The organism is Micromonospora sp. DT43, assembly GCF_049841645.1.
Lineage (GTDB): Bacteria > Actinomycetota > Actinomycetes > Mycobacteriales > Micromonosporaceae > Micromonospora.
The window spans coordinates 1-19,488 of the sequence record NZ_JBNCKR010000012.1; the positions used below are offsets into that span (position 1 = coordinate 1).

At 70.9% G+C, this 19,488-nt stretch carries 18 protein-coding genes; 7 read left to right on the forward strand and 11 right to left on the reverse strand.

Annotated features, from left to right (window positions below; genetic code table 11):
- Window positions 1–262 precede the first annotated feature (262 nt).
- A complete protein-coding gene (locus tag ACLQ26_RS24660) occupies window positions 263–700 on the reverse strand; it encodes a peptidase inhibitor family I36 protein (protein ID WP_425746697.1) in 438 nt (145 codons plus the stop codon).
- Window positions 701–1,130: 430 nt separating this feature from the next.
- Between ACLQ26_RS24660 and ACLQ26_RS24665 the strand changes: the two genes are divergently transcribed.
- Entirely contained in the window at window positions 1,131–2,693 is a 1,563-nt protein-coding gene (locus tag ACLQ26_RS24665; RefSeq protein WP_425746698.1) for an AMP-binding protein, read from the forward strand.
- A 45-nt stretch (window positions 2,694–2,738) separates the two neighbouring features.
- On the opposite strand, the gene purD is transcribed toward ACLQ26_RS24665, so the two are convergent.
- Entirely contained in the window at window positions 2,739–3,989 is a 1,251-nt protein-coding gene (purD, locus tag ACLQ26_RS24670; protein ID WP_425746699.1) for a phosphoribosylamine--glycine ligase, read from the reverse strand.
- Window positions 3,990–4,138: 149 nt separating this feature from the next.
- Window positions 4,139–5,428: an adenylosuccinate synthase gene (locus ACLQ26_RS24675; protein ID WP_425746700.1), complete on the reverse strand. Its 1,290-nt coding sequence runs from the start codon at window positions 5,426–5,428 to the stop codon at window positions 4,139–4,141.
- Window positions 5,429–5,552: 124 nt separating this feature from the next.
- On the opposite strand from ACLQ26_RS24675, the gene ACLQ26_RS24680 reads away from it, so the two are divergent.
- Window positions 5,553–6,626, forward strand: a complete 1,074-nt coding sequence (locus ACLQ26_RS24680; protein WP_425746701.1) for a hypothetical protein — start codon at window positions 5,553–5,555, stop codon at window positions 6,624–6,626.
- A gap of 800 nt (window positions 6,627–7,426) precedes the next feature.
- Window positions 7,427–9,280 carry a chromosome partitioning protein gene (locus tag ACLQ26_RS24685; protein WP_425746702.1) on the forward strand — a complete coding sequence of 618 codons (1,854 nt, stop codon included), beginning with the start codon at window positions 7,427–7,429 and terminating at the stop codon, window positions 9,278–9,280.
- Between the two features lie 43 nt (window positions 9,281–9,323).
- Here ACLQ26_RS24685 and ACLQ26_RS24690 read toward each other — a convergent pair whose 3' ends face one another.
- Window positions 9,324–9,752: a DUF3151 domain-containing protein gene (locus ACLQ26_RS24690; protein WP_266247783.1), complete on the reverse strand. Its 429-nt coding sequence runs from the start codon at window positions 9,750–9,752 to the stop codon at window positions 9,324–9,326.
- Window positions 9,753–10,000: 248 nt separating this feature from the next.
- On the opposite strand from ACLQ26_RS24690, the gene ACLQ26_RS24695 reads away from it, so the two are divergent.
- Window positions 10,001–11,194, forward strand: coding sequence for an LOG family protein (locus tag ACLQ26_RS24695; RefSeq protein ID WP_425746703.1), 1,194 nt, complete (start codon window positions 10,001–10,003; stop codon window positions 11,192–11,194).
- 49 nt (window positions 11,195–11,243) lie between these two features.
- On the opposite strand, the gene fbaA is transcribed toward ACLQ26_RS24695, so the two are convergent.
- Both fbaA and ACLQ26_RS24705 read right to left on the reverse strand, forming a co-directional pair.
- A complete protein-coding gene (gene fbaA, locus ACLQ26_RS24700; protein WP_363681080.1) occupies window positions 11,244–12,269 on the reverse strand; it encodes a class II fructose-bisphosphate aldolase in 1,026 nt (341 codons plus the stop codon).
- Window positions 12,270–12,405: 136 nt separating this feature from the next.
- The gene (locus ACLQ26_RS24705; protein ID WP_425746704.1) at window positions 12,406–12,789 is read right to left on the reverse strand and encodes a phage holin family protein; all 384 of its coding nucleotides are present in this window, start codon (window positions 12,787–12,789) and stop codon (window positions 12,406–12,408) included.
- Window positions 12,790–12,911: 122 nt separating this feature from the next.
- On the opposite strand from ACLQ26_RS24705, the gene ACLQ26_RS24710 reads away from it, so the two are divergent.
- The gene (locus ACLQ26_RS24710) at window positions 12,912–13,124 is read left to right on the forward strand and encodes a hypothetical protein (protein WP_358139396.1); all 213 of its coding nucleotides are present in this window, start codon (window positions 12,912–12,914) and stop codon (window positions 13,122–13,124) included.
- Between the two features lie 4 nt (window positions 13,125–13,128).
- Here ACLQ26_RS24710 and ACLQ26_RS24715 read toward each other — a convergent pair whose 3' ends face one another.
- Both ACLQ26_RS24715 and ACLQ26_RS24720 read right to left on the reverse strand, forming a co-directional pair.
- On the reverse strand, window positions 13,129–14,193 hold the full coding sequence (locus tag ACLQ26_RS24715) for an LCP family protein (RefSeq protein ID WP_425746705.1): 1,065 nt from the start codon (window positions 14,191–14,193) through the stop codon (window positions 13,129–13,131).
- Complete coding sequence (locus ACLQ26_RS24720) at window positions 14,190–14,675, reverse strand: SigE family RNA polymerase sigma factor (RefSeq protein WP_425746706.1); 486 nt, start codon at window positions 14,673–14,675, stop codon at window positions 14,190–14,192. Before ACLQ26_RS24720 ends, ACLQ26_RS24715 begins: the two co-directional genes overlap by 4 nt.
- A gap of 180 nt (window positions 14,676–14,855) precedes the next feature.
- Between ACLQ26_RS24720 and ACLQ26_RS24725 the strand changes: the two genes are divergently transcribed.
- Together ACLQ26_RS24725 and ACLQ26_RS24730 are read left to right on the forward strand one after the other, a co-directional pair.
- Entirely contained in the window at window positions 14,856–16,403 is a 1,548-nt protein-coding gene (locus tag ACLQ26_RS24725) for an LPXTG cell wall anchor domain-containing protein (RefSeq protein ID WP_425746707.1), read from the forward strand.
- Between the two features lie 137 nt (window positions 16,404–16,540).
- Window positions 16,541–17,362 (forward strand): DedA family protein, encoded by an 822-nt coding sequence (locus ACLQ26_RS24730; RefSeq protein WP_425746708.1) that lies wholly within the window; start codon window positions 16,541–16,543, stop codon window positions 17,360–17,362.
- A gap of 169 nt (window positions 17,363–17,531) precedes the next feature.
- On the opposite strand, the gene ACLQ26_RS24735 is transcribed toward ACLQ26_RS24730, so the two are convergent.
- From ACLQ26_RS24735 to ACLQ26_RS24745, 3 genes are all read right to left on the reverse strand, one after another.
- Window positions 17,532–17,909 carry an ArsR/SmtB family transcription factor gene (locus tag ACLQ26_RS24735; protein ID WP_007454255.1) on the reverse strand — a complete coding sequence of 126 codons (378 nt, stop codon included), beginning with the start codon at window positions 17,907–17,909 and terminating at the stop codon, window positions 17,532–17,534.
- A 57-nt stretch (window positions 17,910–17,966) separates the two neighbouring features.
- The gene (pyrE, locus tag ACLQ26_RS24740; protein WP_007454251.1) at window positions 17,967–18,506 is read right to left on the reverse strand and encodes an orotate phosphoribosyltransferase; all 540 of its coding nucleotides are present in this window, start codon (window positions 18,504–18,506) and stop codon (window positions 17,967–17,969) included.
- 168 nt (window positions 18,507–18,674) lie between these two features.
- Complete coding sequence (locus ACLQ26_RS24745; protein WP_425746709.1) at window positions 18,675–19,484, reverse strand: SDR family NAD(P)-dependent oxidoreductase; 810 nt, start codon at window positions 19,482–19,484, stop codon at window positions 18,675–18,677.
- Window positions 19,485–19,488 lie beyond the last annotated feature (4 nt).

Genomic DNA, 19,488 nt, shown 5'->3' on the forward strand with positions numbered 1-19,488 from the left:
AACACCAACAACGCCGGCCCCGTCGACCAACAGTTCATCTACGGCATCTGACCCACACCACCAGCGGGGCCCGGGACTGACATCCCCCGGGCCCCGCTGACGCACGTAAGCTGCCCCGGGCCGCGGCCCCGGCTGTGGAAAATCCTCAGCTCAGATGCGGTGGCTGGCCCCCTGGACCGACTGGCAGTGGGGCGGCTTGCCGGAGAGCATCGCTGTTCCACAGGGCGACGATAAGACCTGAGCCAGGCCCGACGCCGTGGGCCTAAAGGCACCACTCCGGCCCCGGCGTGCACCCCTCGTCGACGAACCGGGCGGACGAGGCGGTGTCATTCTTGAGGTCACCCCCGAAATTAGCCCACCCGTACGGCTTGACCCGCTGCCACCGCCCACCGTAGATGGTGTGTTCGTAGACCCCGAGGTACTGGTTGGTGTTGTTGAAGACGGAGGACGCCTGGTCATTGAGGTTCACACCGTTGTGGAACTTGTGATCAGAGAAGTAGGCGACGCCGCCGCCACCCTGGACCAGACCCGCCAGCGTGGCCGGGCTTCCATGGCCGTCCTTATCCTGGAAGAAGCACACCTGCCTCGCCGGGCACGCGTAGTCCGCCGAGGCAGGCGAAGAAATCGCGAAGAGGGAGCCGGTCACGGCTACGACAATTCCCGCCCCTGCGGCAAGAGTACGCTTTTTCAACAGGTTCATCGAACCTCCACATTCTCGGAAGCGCTACTTGGGCGATGGAAGCGAACACGCAGCGCTAGACGTCGAACACTTCGCCTTTCCATCGCAGACCTTCGCTCCTCAACATAGGTGGGCGATCTGGAAGAACTGTTTACGTTCACTGAACGGCTCCGACCCCGGCTCGACCGAGACGATTGTGTGTCAATTCCCAGCAATGGCAGCATTTCGCTTTCACATTGTTTAATTCAAGCCAGGCGAGACTCGACTCGTGGTTACGCCGACCACGGCGGGGCCGCAGGGCAGCGGTTTCCACGACCTGTGCCGTCTTCGTCACCCCCCGCCGACGCCGACTGGGCCTCCAGCCGCGCTCGGTGCATGATCAAGGGACGACACCCTGACGGGCGGGAACATCGACTGCCCGTCCGCGTACCATCCCTAGGAGGTCTGCGGCATGGACCTGCCGTTCACCGTTGCCACGCTGACCCGTCGCGGGCTGCTAACGCCGGGCAGCCCGGTCCGGATCGCCTCCCAGCTCAACGCGTTGCGCACCTGGGGGTGGAGCCTCGCCGGCGAACTACGCCAGGCGGCCGCCCGAGATCCCGGCCGGCCGGTGATCATCGACGAGGACGGCATCGAACTGACGTATCAGGGCCTCCTCGACCGGGCCGAACGGATGGCCCGTTCGATGCGGGCCGGGCTCGGCGTGCAGGCCGGCGACCGGATCGGCGTGCTGTGCCGCAACCATCGCGGACTGATCGAGACGATCGTCGCGGCGACCCTGCTCGGCGTCGACGCGGTGCTGGTCAACACCGGGCTCTCCGCCGCCCAACTGTCCACCGTCGCCGAAGAGCAGCGACTGCGGCTGCTGGTGCACGACGACGAGTTCACCGAACGGGTCCTCGGCCTCCCCGCCGAGCTGCACCGCCTCGACGAACGCGCGCGCGAGGAGTTGGTGGCCGGAGCACTGCCCGGCGAGCTGCACCCGCCGGAGCGCGACGGCCGGATCATCGTCCTCACCTCGGGCACCACCGGCGCACCCAAGGGCGCCCGCCGGCCCACACCCAGCGGTTTCGGGCCGCTCGTGTCCATCATCGACCGCATTCCCCTGCACGCCAAGGACCGGGTGCTGATCGCCGCCCCGATCTTCCACACCTGGGGATTCGCCGCCCTTCAGGTGTGCTTCGCGTTGCGGGCCACCATCGTGCTGCACCGCCGCTTCGACCCGGCCGCCACGCTCGCCGCACTGGCGGCACACCGCTGCGACGCGCTCTTCGCCGTACCCGTGATGCTCCAACGGCTGCTGGAAGTGCCCCCACCGGACCCGCGCCCCCCGCTCAGGGTCGTCGCGGTCAGTGGATCGGCCCTGCCGGGCGGGCTCGCCCCGAAGTTCATGGACGTGTACGGAGACGTCCTCTACAACCTCTACGGCTCCACCGAGGTCTCCTGGGCGTCCATCGCCGGCCCCCCGGACCTGCGCCAGGCACCCACCACGGCCGGCCGACCGCCGCACGGCACCCGCCTGGAAATGCTCGGCACCGACGGCCAGCCGGTACCGCAAGGACAGGTCGGCCGCATCTTCGTCGGCAACGAGATGCTCTTCGAGGGCTACACCTCCGGTGCCATCCGGGAGACACGCGACGGCCTGCTCGACACCGGCGACCTCGGCCGACTCAACGCCGACGGGCTGCTCTTCGTCGACGGCCGGGCCGACGACATGATCGTCTCAGGCGGCGAGAACGTCTTCCCCTCAGAGGTGGAGGACCTCCTCGCCCAACTACCGCAGGTACGCGAGGCCGCCGTCATCGGCGTACCCGATCCCGAGTACGGGCAGCGACTGGCCGCGTTCCTCGCCCTGCACCCCGGCGAAACGCTCGACCCCGAGGCGGTCCGCGAGTACGTCCGCCACTACCTGGCCCGGTTCTCCGTCCCCCGGGACGTGGTCTTCGTGAAGTACCTGCCCCGCAACGCCACCGGCAAGGTGCTCACCCGGGAACTACGCCGCTACTACGGCTGACGACCACTCAGCCGCAGGCGGGCCGCCGCTCAGGCGAAGCGCCGTTCAGGCCGGGATGGTGATCCGGCCGTCGATCGCGGCTGCGGCGATGTCGGTGCGGTGCTGCGAGCCGGCCAGCTCCACCCCGTCCACCAGCACGTACGCCGCATCCCGGGCGGTCGCCAGGTCGGGGCCGGTGGCCGTACCGCAGAGGACCCGGCCGCCTGCGGACAGCAACGCGCCGTCGCTGGCCCGACGGGCGGTGCCCGCGTGGATGATGCCCGGCCGATCCGCGCCGGTGATCACGTCGCCGGTACGCGGCGCCGCCGGGTAGCCCTGCGCGGCGAGCACCACGGTGACCGCGCTGCCGTCGCGCCAGCGCAGTGGCGGGTGCTCGGCGAGCGTGCCGGTGGCCGCCGCCTGCAACAGCCCGCCCAGCGGCGTCTCCAGCAGGGCGAGCACGACCTGGGTCTCCGGGTCACCGAAACGCGCGTTGAACTCGATCACCCGGGGGCCCGTCGCCGTCATCGCGAGGCCCACGTAGAGCAGGCCCGCGAACGGGTTGCCCCGGCGGCGCATCTCCGCGAGGGTCGGATGGACCACGTCGCGCATCACGTCGTCCACCAGGTCGGACGGGGCCCAGGGCAGCGGCGCGTACGCGCCCATGCCGCCCGTGTTCGGGCCGGTGTCGCCGTTGCCGATCCGCTTGAAATCCTGCGCGGGCAGCAGCGGCAGCGCCGCCTCGCCGTCGGTGACCACGAACAGGCTGACTTCCGGGCCGTCGAGGAACTCCTCGACCACGACCCGGCCGCACTCGGCGGCGTGCGCCAGCGCGGCGGACCGGTCGTCGGTCACCACGACGCCCTTGCCGGCGGCCAGCCCGTCGTCCTTGACCACGTACGGGGCGCCCAACTCGTCGAGCGCCCGCGCGGTGGTCTCCTCGTCCGTGCAGACGTACGCCCGGGCGGTCGGCACACCGGCGGCGGTCATCACGTCCTTGGCGAACGCCTTGGAACCCTCGAGCTGGGCGGCCGCACCGGAGGGGCCGAACACCGCGATGCCCTTGGCGCGTACCGCGTCGGCGACCCCCGCGACCAGCGGCGCCTCCGGGCCGATCACGACCAGGTCAGCGGCAGTCTCCACCGCCAACGCGGCCACCGCGGAAGGATCGGAGGCTTTGACGGCCCGCAGCTCGGCAACCGAGGCGATCCCCGGATTACCAGGCGCGGCAATCAATGCGGAAACAGCCGGATCGCTGGCCAACCCGAGCGCGAGAGCATGCTCCCGCCCACCACCACCCACCAAAAGAACCCGCACAACCGAGCATCCTACTGTCCGCCCCCCGCTGCGCCGCGCATCGCGCCGGTGATCATGGGGTTGACGGGACCTTTGTCGATCGAATCCGTCGTCAACCCCATGATCACCGGGGCGGTTTTCGTGGGCGGGAAGGCCCCGAGGGTTGAGGGTTAGGGGAGGAGGGGGTGTTGGACTACGTTTTCTTCTCGGCCTGGGCCTACGCCGATGACGCTCACCCTGGTGTTGCAGAGTTCTTCGACCCTCGCGATGTAGCGGCGGGCGTTTTCCGGCAGGTCCTCGACGGTTCTCGCCTTGGTGATGTCCTCCCACCACCCGTCCAGCTCCTCGTAGATGGGCGTGGCGTGGTGGAAGTCCGTCTGGCTCATCGGCATGTCGTCGACCCGCTTGCCGTTGATCTCGTACCCGACGCAGATCGGCACCTTGGGCAGCCCGGTGAGCACGTCCAGCTTGGTGATGACCAGGTCGGTGACGCCGTTGAGGCGGCAGGCGTAGCGGGCCACGACCGCGTCGAACCACCCGCACCGGCGCTCCCGCCCGGTGGTGGTGCCGTACTCCGCACCGATCTTGCGCAGGTGCGCGCCGTTGGCGTCGAACAGCTCCGTCGGGAACGGCCCCGAGCCGACCCGGGTGGTGTACGCCTTGCTCACCGCGATCACCTGGTTGATCGCGGTGGGCGGGATGCCGGCGCCCACGCAGGCGCCACCGGCGGTCGGGTTGGACGACGTCACGAAGGGGTACGTGCCGTGGTCCATGTCCAGCATGGTGGCCTGGGCACCCTCCAGGAGCACGGTCTCGCCGCGGTCCAGGGCGTCCCAGAGCATGGCCCGGGTCTCGGCGATGTACGGCTTGAGCCGCTCCGCGTACTCCAGGTACTCCTCGACGGTGGCCTCAAGGTCGATCGCCTTGCGGTTGTAGACCTTGAACAGCATCTGGTTCTTCTCGCGCAGCGCGAGTTCCAGCTTCTTGCGCAGAATGCCCGGGTCGAGCAGGTCCTGGAGCCGGATGCCCATCCGGGCGACCTTGTCGCCGTACGCCGGGCCGATGCCCCGGCCGGTGGTGCCGATCCGGGACGAGCCGAGGTACCGCTCGACCACGCGGTCCAGCGCTCGGTGGTGCGGCATGATGAGGTGCGCGTCACCGGAGATCCGCAGCCGGGACACGTCCACGCCGCGCTCGGCGAGACCGTCGATCTCGGCGAGCAGCACCTTCGGGTCGACCACCACACCGTTGCCGATGACGATCATCGCGCTCGGCGAGAGCGCCCCGGAGGGCATCAGGTGCAGCGCGTACTTCTGGCCGTCCGGGGTGATGACCGTGTGCCCGGCGTTGTTGCCGCCGGAGTAGCGCACGACGTAGTCGACCCGCTCACCCAGCAGGTCGGTAACCTTGCCCTTGCCCTCGTCGCCCCACTGAGCGCCGATGAGCACGATCGCTGGCATCTTTTCCGCCTCCAGAAGGCTCGGGTGCCAGGTGGCGACCGGTTGGCGAGCCCGGGGTGTCAGGTTAACAAGTAGTGACGGCGCGACCGGCAGGGGTCGCGTCGAGAGGCAGGAGGCTCCTTCGGTGTACGACGTGGTGCTGCTCACCCTCGCGTCGGAGCGCGATGCTCCCGGGGGCTGCGGCAGCGGCGGGGCCTGCTGCGGCGGTGCGACCGGAACCGACACCGGCGTCGACGCGGCCGACGCCGGCAAGACGACCGGAGCCGACTCCGGCAAGACGACCGGAGCCGACGCCGGCGAGGCATCGGGTGACGTCTGCGCCACCGATCGGCCGCGGGTGCCGGTGCTGGCCTGCGCCGATGCGCTCACCGCTCGGGGCGCTCGTGTGCAGACGGTCACCGCCCGCTCGGACGCCGAGATCGACGCGGTGTTGGCCCAGCTCGACGGTTCGGCCCGCCCGGACGGTCTCACCTGGCCGGATTCGGACGGCAAGACCCGGCTGGTCGTCGCCACGGCGAGCGACGCGCAGTTGCGCGCCGTGCTGCGCCGGCTCGTCAAGCGGTACGCCCCGGCGCCGAGCAAGCGTCCCGCCGACCTGCGCGGCGATCGCACCCTGCCCGACCTGCCGCCGGTCGCCGTACTCCCTCTCGACCCGGCGCGCGGCGGCGCCCACCGGGACCTGGCCGCACAGCTCGGGCTGCCCCGCGACCCGGCGGCCGTGGCCGCCGCCGTGCTGGACGGCACGCCGCGTCGGCTGGACCTGCTGCGCAACGACGGTGGCTCGGTGACCCTGGACGGCGCCCTGCTGGGTGCCGCCGACGACGCCGGCCGCCCGCTGCACTGGCGGGCCCGGGTGGAGGTGGACGACGCCATCCTCACCGACGGCGACGAACCGCTGCTGGCATGCGCGATCGGCAACGCCGGCGGGTACGCGTCGCTCGACGACGTGACGCTGCTGGCCGCTCCGGACCCGGCCGACGGCCAGGTCGAGGTCGCGGTGGCCGTGCCGGTGGTCGTCCGGTCGGCGTTGGGACGCAAGCGGGTACGCCTGGAGGTGCGGCGGGCCCGGGGACGGGCGGTGTCGGTGCTGCCCCGGGAGGGAAAGGTGCCCTACCTCGACGACGGCGTCGAGGGTGAGCTGACCCGCAAGCGCTCCTGGTGGATCGAACCGGGTGCCTGGGCGGTCTGGGTGGTCTGACCCCGGCTGCGCCGACCGGCCCCGGTCGTCCGGTGGGCCTATCCTCGCAGGAGGACTGGGGAGGAACCGTAATGGACAAGAACGCCGACCGGGCGCAGGTGCCCGGCCAGCAGCCGGTGCCGGAGCGGGACGTCGAACCACTCTGGCCGCCCGATCCGGCCGAGCGGGGCGCCGGTGACGTGGTGCCGCCGTGGGCGGCCGTCGCCGAGCAGCGGGGTGGCCCGTCGCCGTCCGTACCGTCGTCGACCGTCGCGCCGCCGGTGCCAGCGCCGCCGATCGGCCGTCCGCCGGTTCCCGGGCAGCCGGGGGCCGCAGCCCTGCCGCCGCCGTCTGCGTCGGACTACCCGTCCCTGACCGGGGCAGTGTCGCCGCCGAACGGCTGGGGAGCCACCGGCCCGAACGGTGCAGGTACGGGCTGGGCACCGGCACAGCCGAGCTGGCCGCCGGCCGAGCCGCCGGCCACTCCACCCGCGCCATCCACTCCATCGGCGCCGGCTACCCCACCCGCGCCCGCCATTCCGTCGGCGCCGGCAATTGCGCCCGTGCCGCCCGTCGCATCGACGGCACCGGTTCCGCCTGGGGTGGGCGCTCTCCTCGGCCCAGACGGCGATACGTCACAGGCGACCCCCGGCGCTCCGACGACCGACACGGTCATGCCGGCGACCACCAACGCGTCAGCGAGCACCGCAGCGGGGCCACCGGGAACCACAACCGGCGGACCGGGCACCGCAGCGGGGGAACAGGGCACCGCATCCGGCGGACCGGGCACCCCAGCATGGCCGGCCGACACCGCGACCGGAGTGCCGGGCACCGCAGTGTGGTCGACCGACACCGCGACCGGAGTGCCGGGCAACGCAGCGGGAGGGTCGGGCACCGCAGCAGGGACGACAGACACCGCGAGCGGAGCGGCGAACACCTCAGCCGGGGCGACGGGCAGCGGGACCGGAACGGTGCCGGCTGACGAGCGTGGCCCAGGTCAGGTCGCCCACTCGCCGACGGCGTCGGGCGGCGTCGACCTGGACCTGCCGTTCTCCCTGGACCGCCCGACGGCAGCAGCAACGCCCATCGACCGACCGGCCGTGGCAAACCCGACCGCAGCAGGCCCGGCCACCGCAGGCCCTTCCACGACAGGCCCGGCCGTCGCAGGTCCGGCAGTGGCGGGCCCAGCCCTCGCAGGCCCTTCCACCACAGGCCCGGCCGTAGCGGCGGGCCCGGCAGCGGCAGGGGCGGCAGCGGCGCCGCAGGGTGACGGAGCAGCCGGTACCGGGGAGGAAGGCCCTGCCGTCGGGGCGGCGCGGCCGGCGACCGAGTCCCCCTGGGCGTATCCGCCGCAGCGGCCGGCCAACCTGCCCTCGTCGGCAGAGGACCAGGCCAGCGTCGCGCCACCGCCGATTCCCGCACCACCGTCGATTCCCGCACCACCGCCACCGCCCGCGTTCGACCAGGGCACCGGAGCGGGGCAGATGTACGCCGGCCAGACCTACTCCGGCCAGACGTATCCGCCGGCGGTCCCCGGCCCTGCACCGGTCGAGCCACCGCAGCAGGGCGCGGTGCCGACCCCGCCACCGGGGCCCTTTCCGCCGTCGCCGGGCTGGTATCCGCCGCCGTGGCAGCAGGGCGCCGCCGCGGTTCCACCGGTACCGCCGCAGCAGTACCAGGAGACCGACCCGGTGGCGCGGGTGCCGGCCACCGGTTACCCGGACGCCACCTGGACGCCGGAGACCACTGCCGCGCCGACGGCCGAGGACTTCGCCCGCCGCCGGCAGGTCCGGCCCGCCGATCCGGTGGCCACCATGGGCGTACGCGCGGTGGTCAACAAGATGGGTCTGGTCCGGCTCTCGCCGGGGCGGCACGAGCAGGAACTCAAGCGGGACATCGAGATGGTGCGCCGCAACTTCGGTGGGCTGCGGCAGGTGACCGTGGTCAACCCGAAGGGCGGCGCCGGCAAGACGGTGGCGATCCTGCTGCTCGCGATGACGTTCGGCCAGAAGCGCGGCGGCTACGTGCTGGCCTGGGACAACAACGAGACGCAGGGCACCCTCGGGATGCGGGCTCAGCAGGACTTCCACTCCCGCACGGTGCGGGACATGCTGCGCGACCTCGGGCAGTTCCAGGGGGCGCACGGTCGGGTCGGTGACCTGTCGCAGTACGTCCGCTCGCAGGGCGAGGGGATGTTCGACGTGCTGGCCTCGGACGAGTCGGCGACCGGTGGCGAGATGCTGACCGCGGCCGCGTTCGCCGAGATCCGCGAGGTGGTCAGCCGGTTCTACAAGCTGATCTTCGTGGACACCGGGAACAACGTCCGGGCGCAGAACTGGCAGGCGTCGATGGATGCCACCGACCAGCTCGTGGTCACCATGTCGGCCCGTAACGACTCGGCGGAGACGGCCGCCCGGATGCTCGACCACCTGGAGCAGAGCGGTCGGCATCGGCTGGTCCGGCAGGCGGTGACTGTGGTGTCGATGCCGCCGTCCCGCAAGGAGATCGACCTGCCGGCCATCCAGGAGCACTTCGCGGCCCGGACCCGGGCGGTGCTGCTGGCGCCGTACGAGCGGCTCATCGACAGCGGCGAGCCGATCCGGTACGGCGGGCTCTCCTCGGCCACCCGGGACGCCTGGTTGAAGATCGCCGCAGCGGTCGCCGAAGGGTTGTAGCCGCCGAGGGCCGGCCCGACGTCGGGCCGGCCCTCGGGCTGTTTCAGTTGCTGGCCAGCGCGTCCGCCGCGGCCGGGTCGCAGTCGCGCAGGAACTGGGCGCAGCGGGCCGCCTCGTCGGCCTCGCCGATCTCGTCGGCGGCCCGGGAGAGCACGTACAGGCAGCGGAGGAAGCCCCGGTTGGGCTCGTGCGACCAGGGCACGGGCCCGTGGCCCTTCCAGCCGCTGCGGCGGAGCTGATCCAGGCCGCGGTGGTAGCCGGTGCGGGCGTACGCGTACCCCGTCACCACCGCACCGGCCGCGAACGCCCGGGCCGCGAGCGCGCCCCAGGCCGCGCTGAAGGTCGGGAAGCGGGCCGCCACCTCGGCGAACGCCTCATCGGTGCCGGCCTCCTGGGCGGCGGCCAGGGCGGCGTCGGCCTCGTCGTTCGCGGGCAGGAGGGTGGCCGGTGGCTCCGGCAAAAGGTTCTGCATCGCCCCATTCAACCCGCTGGACAGGGCGACACGCGAGCGGGTCGGCCGACACGTCCCGCTGAACGGCTGAGGAGTTGGTCACGCCTGCGGCCTATGCCGCCGCCAGGTGTTTTCCACTACAACTATTGGTCCGGAGCCTCCCCAGGACCCGGTTACGCAGGAGCCCGGTGGCCACGACCACCGGGCTCCTGTCGGTTCACCGCCGGCCCGAGGTTTGGCCGACGCCGCCGAAGGGGCAGGATGGCCCGGTGCCAAGCCCACCTCCCACGGACGTCATCGAACCGCACCTGCACGCCGACGAGATCCAGACCCGGGACGAGTTCGACAGGCAGCTGCTCACCGGTCGCCTCACCGGGCTGACCGTGCAGGGGCTGCGCCTCGACCTCGCCCCGGTGCCCGACCTGACCGCCGTCGAGGTCGCCGGCACGCTCTTCGTCGGCTGCCGGTTCGCCTCCCGGGAGGTCGGCGCCGACCTGGTCCGGCGCGGCGCGAACGTGGTGCCGCCGTTCTCCGGGCTGCCGTACCCGACCCAGCCGGCGCACCTCTACACCCCGGACGACCTGGCCGCCGGGTTCGCCGAGGGCGGGTTCGCCGGGATGTACGACACCCGGGTGTACGAGCACTACCGGGCGCACGGCGGGGCGCTGCCGGACGTGAAGGAGGCGCTCGGCCAGCGGCTGCACGACCACGGCGTGGACAACGCGCTCGCCGACGCCACCCGCGCCTGGCTGGGCGGGTACGGGCCGCAGTCGGTGGTGGGCATCATGGGCGGGCACGCGGTGCGGCGCGGCAGTCCGGCGTACCGGATGGCTGCCGTGCTGGGGTGGGAGCTGGCGCGGGCCGACCGCCTGGTGGTGACCGGCGGTGGTCCCGGGGTGATGGAGGCGGCGAACCTCGGCGCGTACCTGGCGGACCGGCCGGCGGTTGACCTGACGGCGGCGATCGACCTGCTGGCCACCGCGCCCGACTTCACCGACCACCACCGGTACACGGCCGTGGCGTTGACGGTCCGGCAGCGGTACGCGAGCGTGCCTCGCCAGCGTGCCGGCGACGCCGGGTGGGCACGGAGCGGTGGGCTGGCGATCCCGACCTGGCTGTACGGGCACGAGCCGGCGAACCTGTTCGCCGGGCGGATCGCGAAGTACTTCTCGAACGCCATCCGGGAGGACACGATCCTGCGGCTCGCCCGGGGCGGCATCGTCTTCGCACCGGGACGGGCGGGCACGGTGCAGGAGGTGTTCCAGGCGGCGACGAAGACCTACTACGGCACCGACGGGGCCAGCGGCGCGTACATCTTCCTGGACCGCGACTACTGGACGCGGGAGTTGCCGGTCGAGGCGTTGCTGCGCCCGCTGCTGGCCGCGTCCCCGTTCGGTGACCTGTCGACGACGATCCACCTCACCGACGACGTCCACGAGGCCGTCCGCCTGCTGACCACCTGACGGCGACGGCCGGCTCCCCGAGGGAGAGCCGGCCGTCGGTGGACAGTCGTTACTTGGTCATCGTGGTGCCGGTGGAGCGCAGGTCCTCGCACGCCTGGACAACCCGAGCGGCCAGGCCGGCCTCGGCGGCCTTGCCCCAGGCCCGCGGGTCGTACAGCTTCTTGTTGCCGACCTCGCCGTCGATCTTCAGCACGCCGTCGTAGTTGCGCAGCATGTGGTCGGCAACGGGCCGGGTGAAGGCGTACTGGGTGTCGGTGTCGATGTTCATCTTCACCACGCCGTAGTCGAGAGCCTCACGGATCTCGCTCAGCAGGGAGCCCGAGCCGCCGTGGAAGACCAGGCTGAGCGGCTTGTCCTTGCCGTACTTGGCGCCGACCGCCTCCTGGATCTGGTTCAGGATCTCCGGACGGAGCTTGACGTTGCCCGGCTTGTAGACGCCGTGCACGTTGCCGAAGGTGAGCGCCGCCATGTAGCGGCCCTTCTCGCCGAGGCCGAGCGCCTCGACCATGGCCAGGCCGTCATCCGTGGTGGTGTAGAGCTTGTCGTTGATGGCGTTCTCGACGCCGTCCTCCTCGCCACCGACGACACCGACCTCGATCTCAAGGACGATCTTGGCCTTGGCGGCCTCGTCGAGCAGCTGCGAGGCGATCTGCAGGTTCTCCGCGACCGGCACGGCGGACCCGTCCCACATGTGCGACTGGTACAGCGGCTGCTCGCCGCGCTTCACCCGCTCCTGCGAGATGCCCATCAGCGGACGCACGAACCCGTCCAGCTTGTCCTTCGGGCAGTGGTCGGTGTGCAGGGCGATGTTCACCGAGTACTTCTTGGCCACCTCGTGCGCGTACGCGGCGAACGCCACCGCGCCGGTGACCATGTCCTTGATCGAGGGACCGGAAAGGTATTCGGCACCACCGGTGGAGACCTGGATGATGCCGTCGCTCTCCGCGTCGGCGAAGCCCTTGAGCGCCGCGTTCAGCGTCTGGGAGGAGGTCACGTTGATCGCGGGGTACGCGTACCGGCCAGCCTTGGCGCGGTCCAGCATCTCCGCGTAGGCCTCGGGGGAAGCGATGGGCATGTGATGCGCTCCTTACTTACCACTCTCGGCCGTGCTGGCCGCTGTTGTTCTCGTGTGCGCCGGACCGCGCTGTCCTCCGCCCGGCAGTATCCCGCAGGTGCGGTGCGCCGGACTAATCGAGGGGGGTGTCACCCGCTCACCGGGTGTCCAGACGGTCCGGCACGATGACGCTGATCAGCCAGGTGACCACTGTCATCACGATCGCCCCCCAGAACGCCGCCCAGAAGCCGTCCACCTGGAACGGCAGGTCGAGCCCGCGGGCGATCCGGTCGGTGAGCAGGAAGAGCAGCGCGTTGACCACAAGCGCGAACAGGCCCAGGGTCAGCAGGTAGAACACACAGCCGACCACCCGGATGATCGGCTTGAGCACCGCGTTGACCACACCGAAGATGAGCGCCACCACGATCAGCGTGAGCACGGTGTTGCCACCGGAGCGGCCGTGCACGTCGACGCCGGGCACGATCAGCGTGGTCACCCACAACGCGACCGCCGTGATCGCCAGTCGGATGAGGAAGCCCACGGCACCATCCTGGCATCGGCGCGCGCCGTCACGGGGTGATTCGGCCGACTCGGCTTCCGCGCGCGACACCGACTCAGCCCGTACGGTGGTGGGAATCGTGCCCCGACAACCCGGGAGGGACCATGGGTCAGCCCGATGAGGACTTCACCCCCGGCGACCACCTCGCCGCGGACGAACGCGACCCCGAGGCGGAGCCGGCCGACGCGGTCGAACAGGCCGCAGCGGTCGACCCCGCCGACGTCGACCCCGAGCCGCAGCGCGGCCTGGAGGTCGACGACTGGGACGCGATGGAGCAGGCCCGGGTGGTCACCACCGACGAGGACGACTACCGCTGACAGCTCAGCGGGGGCCGTCGACCAGCTTCGGGTGGCGGGCCACCCAGTCGCCCAGCCGGTCCTCCCGCAGCGCGGTCAGGAACTCCGGCGCGAGCTTCGGGTCGGTACGCAGGTAGCGGTCCTTCTCAAACACCCCGGCGACCGGCAGGCTGAGCCCGACCGGATCGACGGTCCGCAGGGTGGGGACGAGCCGCAGCAGGTCCAGCACTGCGCCCCGGTCGGGTGACACCACCAGGTCCGGGCCGACGATGGTCAGCAACTTGGCGAGGCGTACCGGATCGGTGAGCACGCCCTGGTCGGCGGCCTGGCGCACCAGGCCGGCGGCGAAGAGCCGGGCGTTGCGGTCCCGGTCCCAGATGCCATTGAGCAGACCGTAGCGCTGACGCAGCAGGTCGACCGACGCGGCACCGTCGAGACGTTGGCAGCCGGCCGGGAAGAGCCGCTTCGTGTGGACCGAACGGACCCGCTCGGGCAGGCAGGCCGGGACGCCACCAACGGCGTCGGTAAGCGAGCGCACCGCGCGGTACGTCAGCACCACGCCGGCGTCCACCCGGACCCCGGTCAGCTCGGTCACCGTTCGCCGAGTCAGCTCGTACCCCTTGGTCAGCTCCGGCCGGGTGAACCCGGCGCCGAACGGGAACGCGGCGTTCAGCTTGTCGGTTCCCTGCCCCGGAATCGGCACCCCCAGGTCGCGCGGCAGCGACACCAGGTAGGGGCGGCTGCGGTCGGCCGGGATGTGCACCAGCAGCACGGCATCCGCGCGTGCCGCCGTCCGCCCGTCGCCGTCGATGCCGAGCAGCAGAATGTTCAGCGCGCCGGTGGGCGTCGGTCGACCTGACTCACCGAGCAACTCAGCGGCGGGCGGCGGCCCCGCACGCTCGGGAGTCAGCAGGGGCACCCCGAGCCCCAGCACCCCGAGCAGGGCCAGCGCGGTGCCACCGGCCTGCCAGCGGCGACGGCGTCGGCGTCGCCTGATCGTCAGCCGGTCGATGGCGGCGCGCAGCGGACCGGTCGGCGGGGTCAGCGGCTCGTGCCGGGCGAAGGCAGCCCGCAGGTCATCCTCGATCATGAGCCAACCTCCACGTACTCGGCCCGGAGCGTGGCCAGCGCCCGGGAGATGGACGAACGTACGGTCCCGACGGCGCAGCCGAGAATGTCGGCGATCTCGGCGTCGGGCAGATCCTCGTAGTAGCGCAGCACGAGGGTGGCGCGCTGCCGGCGCGGCAGCCGGGACAGCCAGGTCCAGATCTGGTCCCGGTCCACGGCGGACTGGGCGTGGTCGGCGGACGACGGCAGGGACTCGTCGGGCTCCCCGCGCAGCAGCACCCGGCGCATCCACGAGCCGCGCTTCCAGTCGACGTACTGGTTGGTGAGCATCCGGCGTACGTACCGCTCGGGCGAGTCCGCGTGGGCGACCCGACGCCAGTTGAGCTGGACGCGGACCATCGTCTCCTGCACCAGATCCTGCGCCTGGTGCGGATCACCGGTGAGCATCACCGCGTACCGCAGCAGCGGGGCAAGTCGCGCGTCCGCGAACTCCTCGTACGTCACTGCACCTCCCGAGGTCCTGCCTCAGTTGACGGGAGTGGGCGGGCGGAACGTTGCGGAGCCGCTGATCAACCTTTCGGTTGGTGTTGCCGGCCGGGCGGTGATCAGGGCGGCGGCGAACCTTAGCGATTCCTTAAGATCCGCTGGCTCCACCTGAATCCCCCAACTGGAGGAATCCCCCTCATGCTCACCCACTCCACCCGGCGCTGGCTCGCCGGACTGGGCGTAGCAGGCGCGGTCATCGCCGCCTCCGCCAGCCCGGCCCTCGCCGAGGAGCCCTCGAACGAGGTCTTCCTGTACGCCAACAACGCCCTTCTCGCCGCCGGCGGTGAGGCCAAGTCCGTCACGCTGCTGGCCTTCGCGGAGGCGCTGCCCGAGGACTTCACCGTCACGATTGGTCGAGGCGCGGTGACCGACTTCGCCTCGGTCACCGTCGCCGACGGTGCGGACTGCAAAGAGTCCGGCCCGGTCATCGCCTGCAAGTTCAAGGGCGCCGAGACCATCGACTACGTCCTCGATCTGACCGTCAAGGCCAAGGACTCCGCCAAGGTTGGGCAGAAGGGTGACCTCAACCTGACCCTGTCCGCGAAGGGCATGACGAGCGTCACCGTCATGTCCACCGTCGAGATCGGCGAGGGGGTCGATCTGAAGGCGGACGACAAGCTCGAGATTTCCGGGGCGCCGGGCGCCTCGATGAAGGCGCCGCTGCGGGTCGCGAACATCGGCGACAAGGCCGCGCGGAACACTGTGCTGCTCCTGAGCACCATGTCAAGCATCGCCCCCGCTCAGCGCCACTCGAACTGCTCCTACTTGAGCGAGTTCGGTGCGAACTTCGCCAAGTGCGAGTTCAAGCAGGACATCGAGCCGAATGCGGTCCTCCAGCTGGACACCTCGTCCGCGCTGAAGATCGCCTCGGACACCTGGGCTCCCAGCACGCAGTACGGCTCGGGATTGTGGTTCGCCGATGGCGACTGGGCCGAGTTCCTCGCGGACTCCCCGTTCGAGAGCGATGACTGGGAGAAGGGCACCGGCGCCGAGTTGACCCTGGTCCCGGCGCCGACCGCTCTGGCCCGGCAGCTCAAGCAGACCGACGAGGATTCCAGCAACAACCACACCGAGATCGTGGCGACCGTGACGGGCAACCAGCGGGCCGACGTGGCCGCCAACGGCACCCAGGTGGCCGGCGGTGTCGGTAAGACGGTCACCGCCAAGGTGGGCTTCGTCAACAACGGGCCGGCGAAGGTCAACTCGTACTCGCCGGGTGAACTCACCACCGCCGCCGAGATCACCATCCCGGCCGGTGCCACCGTCGTGACCGCGCCGACCGAGTGCTCCCCGTTCAAGGACGGCGAGGAGACCGGCGGGTTCGGCGAGCCGGGCGCTCGCGCCTACTTCTGCGAGTGGTACGACGACCTGCACAAGGGTGACGCTGCCGTCTTCGAGTTCGGACTGCGCATCGACAAGCTGACCGGCGCGCCGGGCTCCGTTCGCCTGCTGCACTTCAACTTGGATGGCGAGGGCTCCACCATCGCCGACCTCAACCCGAAGAACGACACCGCCGCGGTCACCATCAAGGGCGCCGCTGGTGGCCAGGGTGGCGGTGACGGTGGCGCGCTGCCGATCACCGGCCAGTCGACCGGCCTGATCGCCGGCCTCGGCGCCCTGCTGCTCGCCGCGGGCGTCGGCGGCTACCTGGTGGCCAAGCGCCGCCGGACCCGCTTCGTCGCCTGATCCACCCGCACAACTGGATCCATCCCGCACCACGGGTGCCCCGCCGACCACGATGGTCGGCGGGGCACCGTCGTTTACAACCAGCGGGTGGTGGGGCCCGGTCCGGCGCGGCCCGGCCACGGGCTTCGGTACCCTTTGTGGCCGTGGACACAGCTGAGAAGACCCGCGCCCTCACGGAGAGCGTCGCCCTGAACCCGCTCGATCCCAAGGACCTGTTGCAGACCTTCGGGCTGGTGGGCGTCTGGGTGATCCTCTTCGCCGAGACCGGCCTGCTGGTGGGTTTCTTCTTCCCCGGTGACTCGCTGCTGTTCCTCGCCGGCGTGGCCGCCTCGCCGGTGGCGGACGCCATCTTCGGTGACGGCACCCGGCTCTCCCTGGCCGGCCTGCTGATCGGCGGGCCGATCTGCGCGATCCTCGGCGCCCAGCTCGGCCACTGGCTCGGCGCGCGGTACGGCCGGCGAATGTTCGAGCGGCCCAACTCGCGGCTGTTCAAGAAGGAGTACGTCGAGAAGGCCGAGTACTACTTCCAGAAGTTCGGTCCGGCGAAGGCCGTGGTGCTGGCGCGCTTCATTCCGATCGTGCGGACGTTCCTCAACCCGGTTGCCGGGGCGCTGGGCATGCCGGCGCGACAGTTCCTGATGTGGAACATCGTCGGCGCGGTGCTCTGGGTGGACGGCATCCTGCTGATCGGTTACCTGCTCGCCGATCGGATCTACAAGGCCATCGGCGACAAGATCGACCACTACATCCTGCCGGTGGTCGCCCTGATCGTCGTGATCTCGGTGCTGCCGATCTTCTTCGAGTTCCTGCGGGACCGGCGGGCGCGCAAGCGCGGCGAGGCGGTCGCGGTGGTCGCGGCGGCCAGCGCTGCGGGCGCGGTCGAGGCGGTACGCGAGAAGTTCGACCACGACGAGCACCCGCACGACCGTCGGCACCCGGGGCACGGCCAGGAGCGCTGATCGGAGATACGACGACGGCCGGCCCCCTGGTGAGGGGGTCGGCCGTCGGCATGTCAGGCCCGCCCTGCGGCGGTGCGGCCGAGGACGAGCAGGTATCACCCACCGGTGGCGCCACCCCTGGCTCGCCACCGGACACCGCCCCGGCATGGGACGGTGCGCAGCGCCTACGTCAGCGGGCCTTCTTGGTGGCCCGCTTACGCGGCGGGGTCAGCAGGTCGGCGATCGTCGCGATCGCACTCGGGACCAGCCGGTAGTACGCCCAGACACCGCGCTTCTCCCGCTCCAGCAAGCCGGCCTCGGTGAGGATACGCAGGTGGTGACTGACCGTCGGCTGAGAGAGGCCGAGCGGCGCGGTCAGGTCACAGACGCACGCCTCGCCCTCGGGGGCCGACTGGATCAGGCTGAGCAGCCGCAACCGAGCGGGATCCGCGAGGGCCTTGAGGACCCCCGCGAGACGCTCGGCATCGGCACGTTCGATCGGCTCACCGGCAAGCGGCGAGATCTGAGGCATTGTCATTTCGGCCAACGCAGTTCCCACGTATTCCATCCTTCCACCAGCAGCATCGATCCGCCTGCATATCAGCAGATCCGAATCGGCAAACTTTTACGCCACAAGGCCGAGGTCAGCCAACGTATAGGCCGCCCTGTACGGCAATCCGGCGGCTCGCACCGCGTCGCCGGCGCCTCGATCAACAATAACCGCCACGCCCACGACTTCGGCTCCGGCCTCGCGAAGCGCCTCGACAGCGGTCAACACACTTCCGCCCGTTGTGGACGTGTCTTCCACCGCCAACACACGGCGGCCCGCCACCTCCGGTCCCTCGATTCGTCGCTGCAGACCGTGCGCCTTACCCGCCTTTCGCACCACAAAGGCGTCCAGGGCGCGGCCGGTCGGAGCGGCGGCGTGCAGCATCGAGAGCGCGACAGGGTCCGCGCCCAGGGTGAGCCCACCGACGGCCTCGTACTCCCAGTCGGCGGTGAGATCGAGCAGCGCCCGACCGACCAACGGAGCGGCCTGGTGATGGAGCGTGACACGTCGCAGATCGACGTACCAGTCTGCCTCGCGCCCCGAGGAGAGCACGACCCGTCCGTGGACCACAGCCAGGTCGGTAATGAATTTACGCAGGTCGTCGTGGTCCCCCATGGCGATAGAGGTTACTGCTCAAGTCTGAACGGCGTCTGCACGGCCCTCCCCGATCGGGCCGGCGAGGCACCGATGGTTGGCGATGTTCGACTACGCTCTGCGACCGGCCGGGCGGCGGTGCGCCAACGCCGGACCACGGCGTTCCCGGCACCACCGGGCGCCGACGGCTCAGCGTTCGTCGCGACCGATCCGGCTACGGGTGTCGCGGGCGACCGCCTGGAGCAGTCGGATCGGCGCGTGCCGCAGACCGGCGACCGCCACCTTGTACTTCCACGCCGGAACGCTCACCAACTTGCCTTTTCGCAGGTCACGAAGGGCTTCGTCGACGACATCCTCGGCCCGCAGCCACAACCACTCCGGGGTCTTCGACATGTTGATGCCGGCCCGTTCGTGGAATTCGGTGCGGGTGTAGCCGGGGCAGAGAGCCATCACCCGAACACCGAATGGGCGTGCCGACTGGCCGACGGACTCGCTGAAATTGGTGACCCACGCCTTGCTGGCCGAGTAGGTCGATCCGGGCATCACCGCGCCAAACCCCGCAACCGAAGAGACATTTATCACTGCCCCGTCACGCCGTTCGGTCATGGGGCGCAGGGCTGCCAGGGTCAGTCGCATGACGGCGTGCACGTTGAGCCGGAGCAGGCGTGCCTCGTCCTCCGCTGTGGAGCGCAGGAACGGCTTGTTCAGGCTGATGCCGGCGTTGTTGACGAGCAGGTGGACCTGACTGTCGGACGTCAGTCGCCGCTCGACGGTGGCGCAGCCATCATCGGTGGACAGGTCCGCCGACAACATCTCCACGGTACGACCGTGCCGCGCACCCAACTCCGCAGCCATCTCGGCCAGTCGGCCAGCGTCCCGGGCGACCAGCACCAGGTGCCAACCGTCGGCCGCCAGCCGTCGGGCGAACGCCGCGCCGATGCCGGCGGTGGCGCCGGTGACCACTGCCCGTCGCTCGGCGGTCGTGGGATCGAGCGTCACGGGC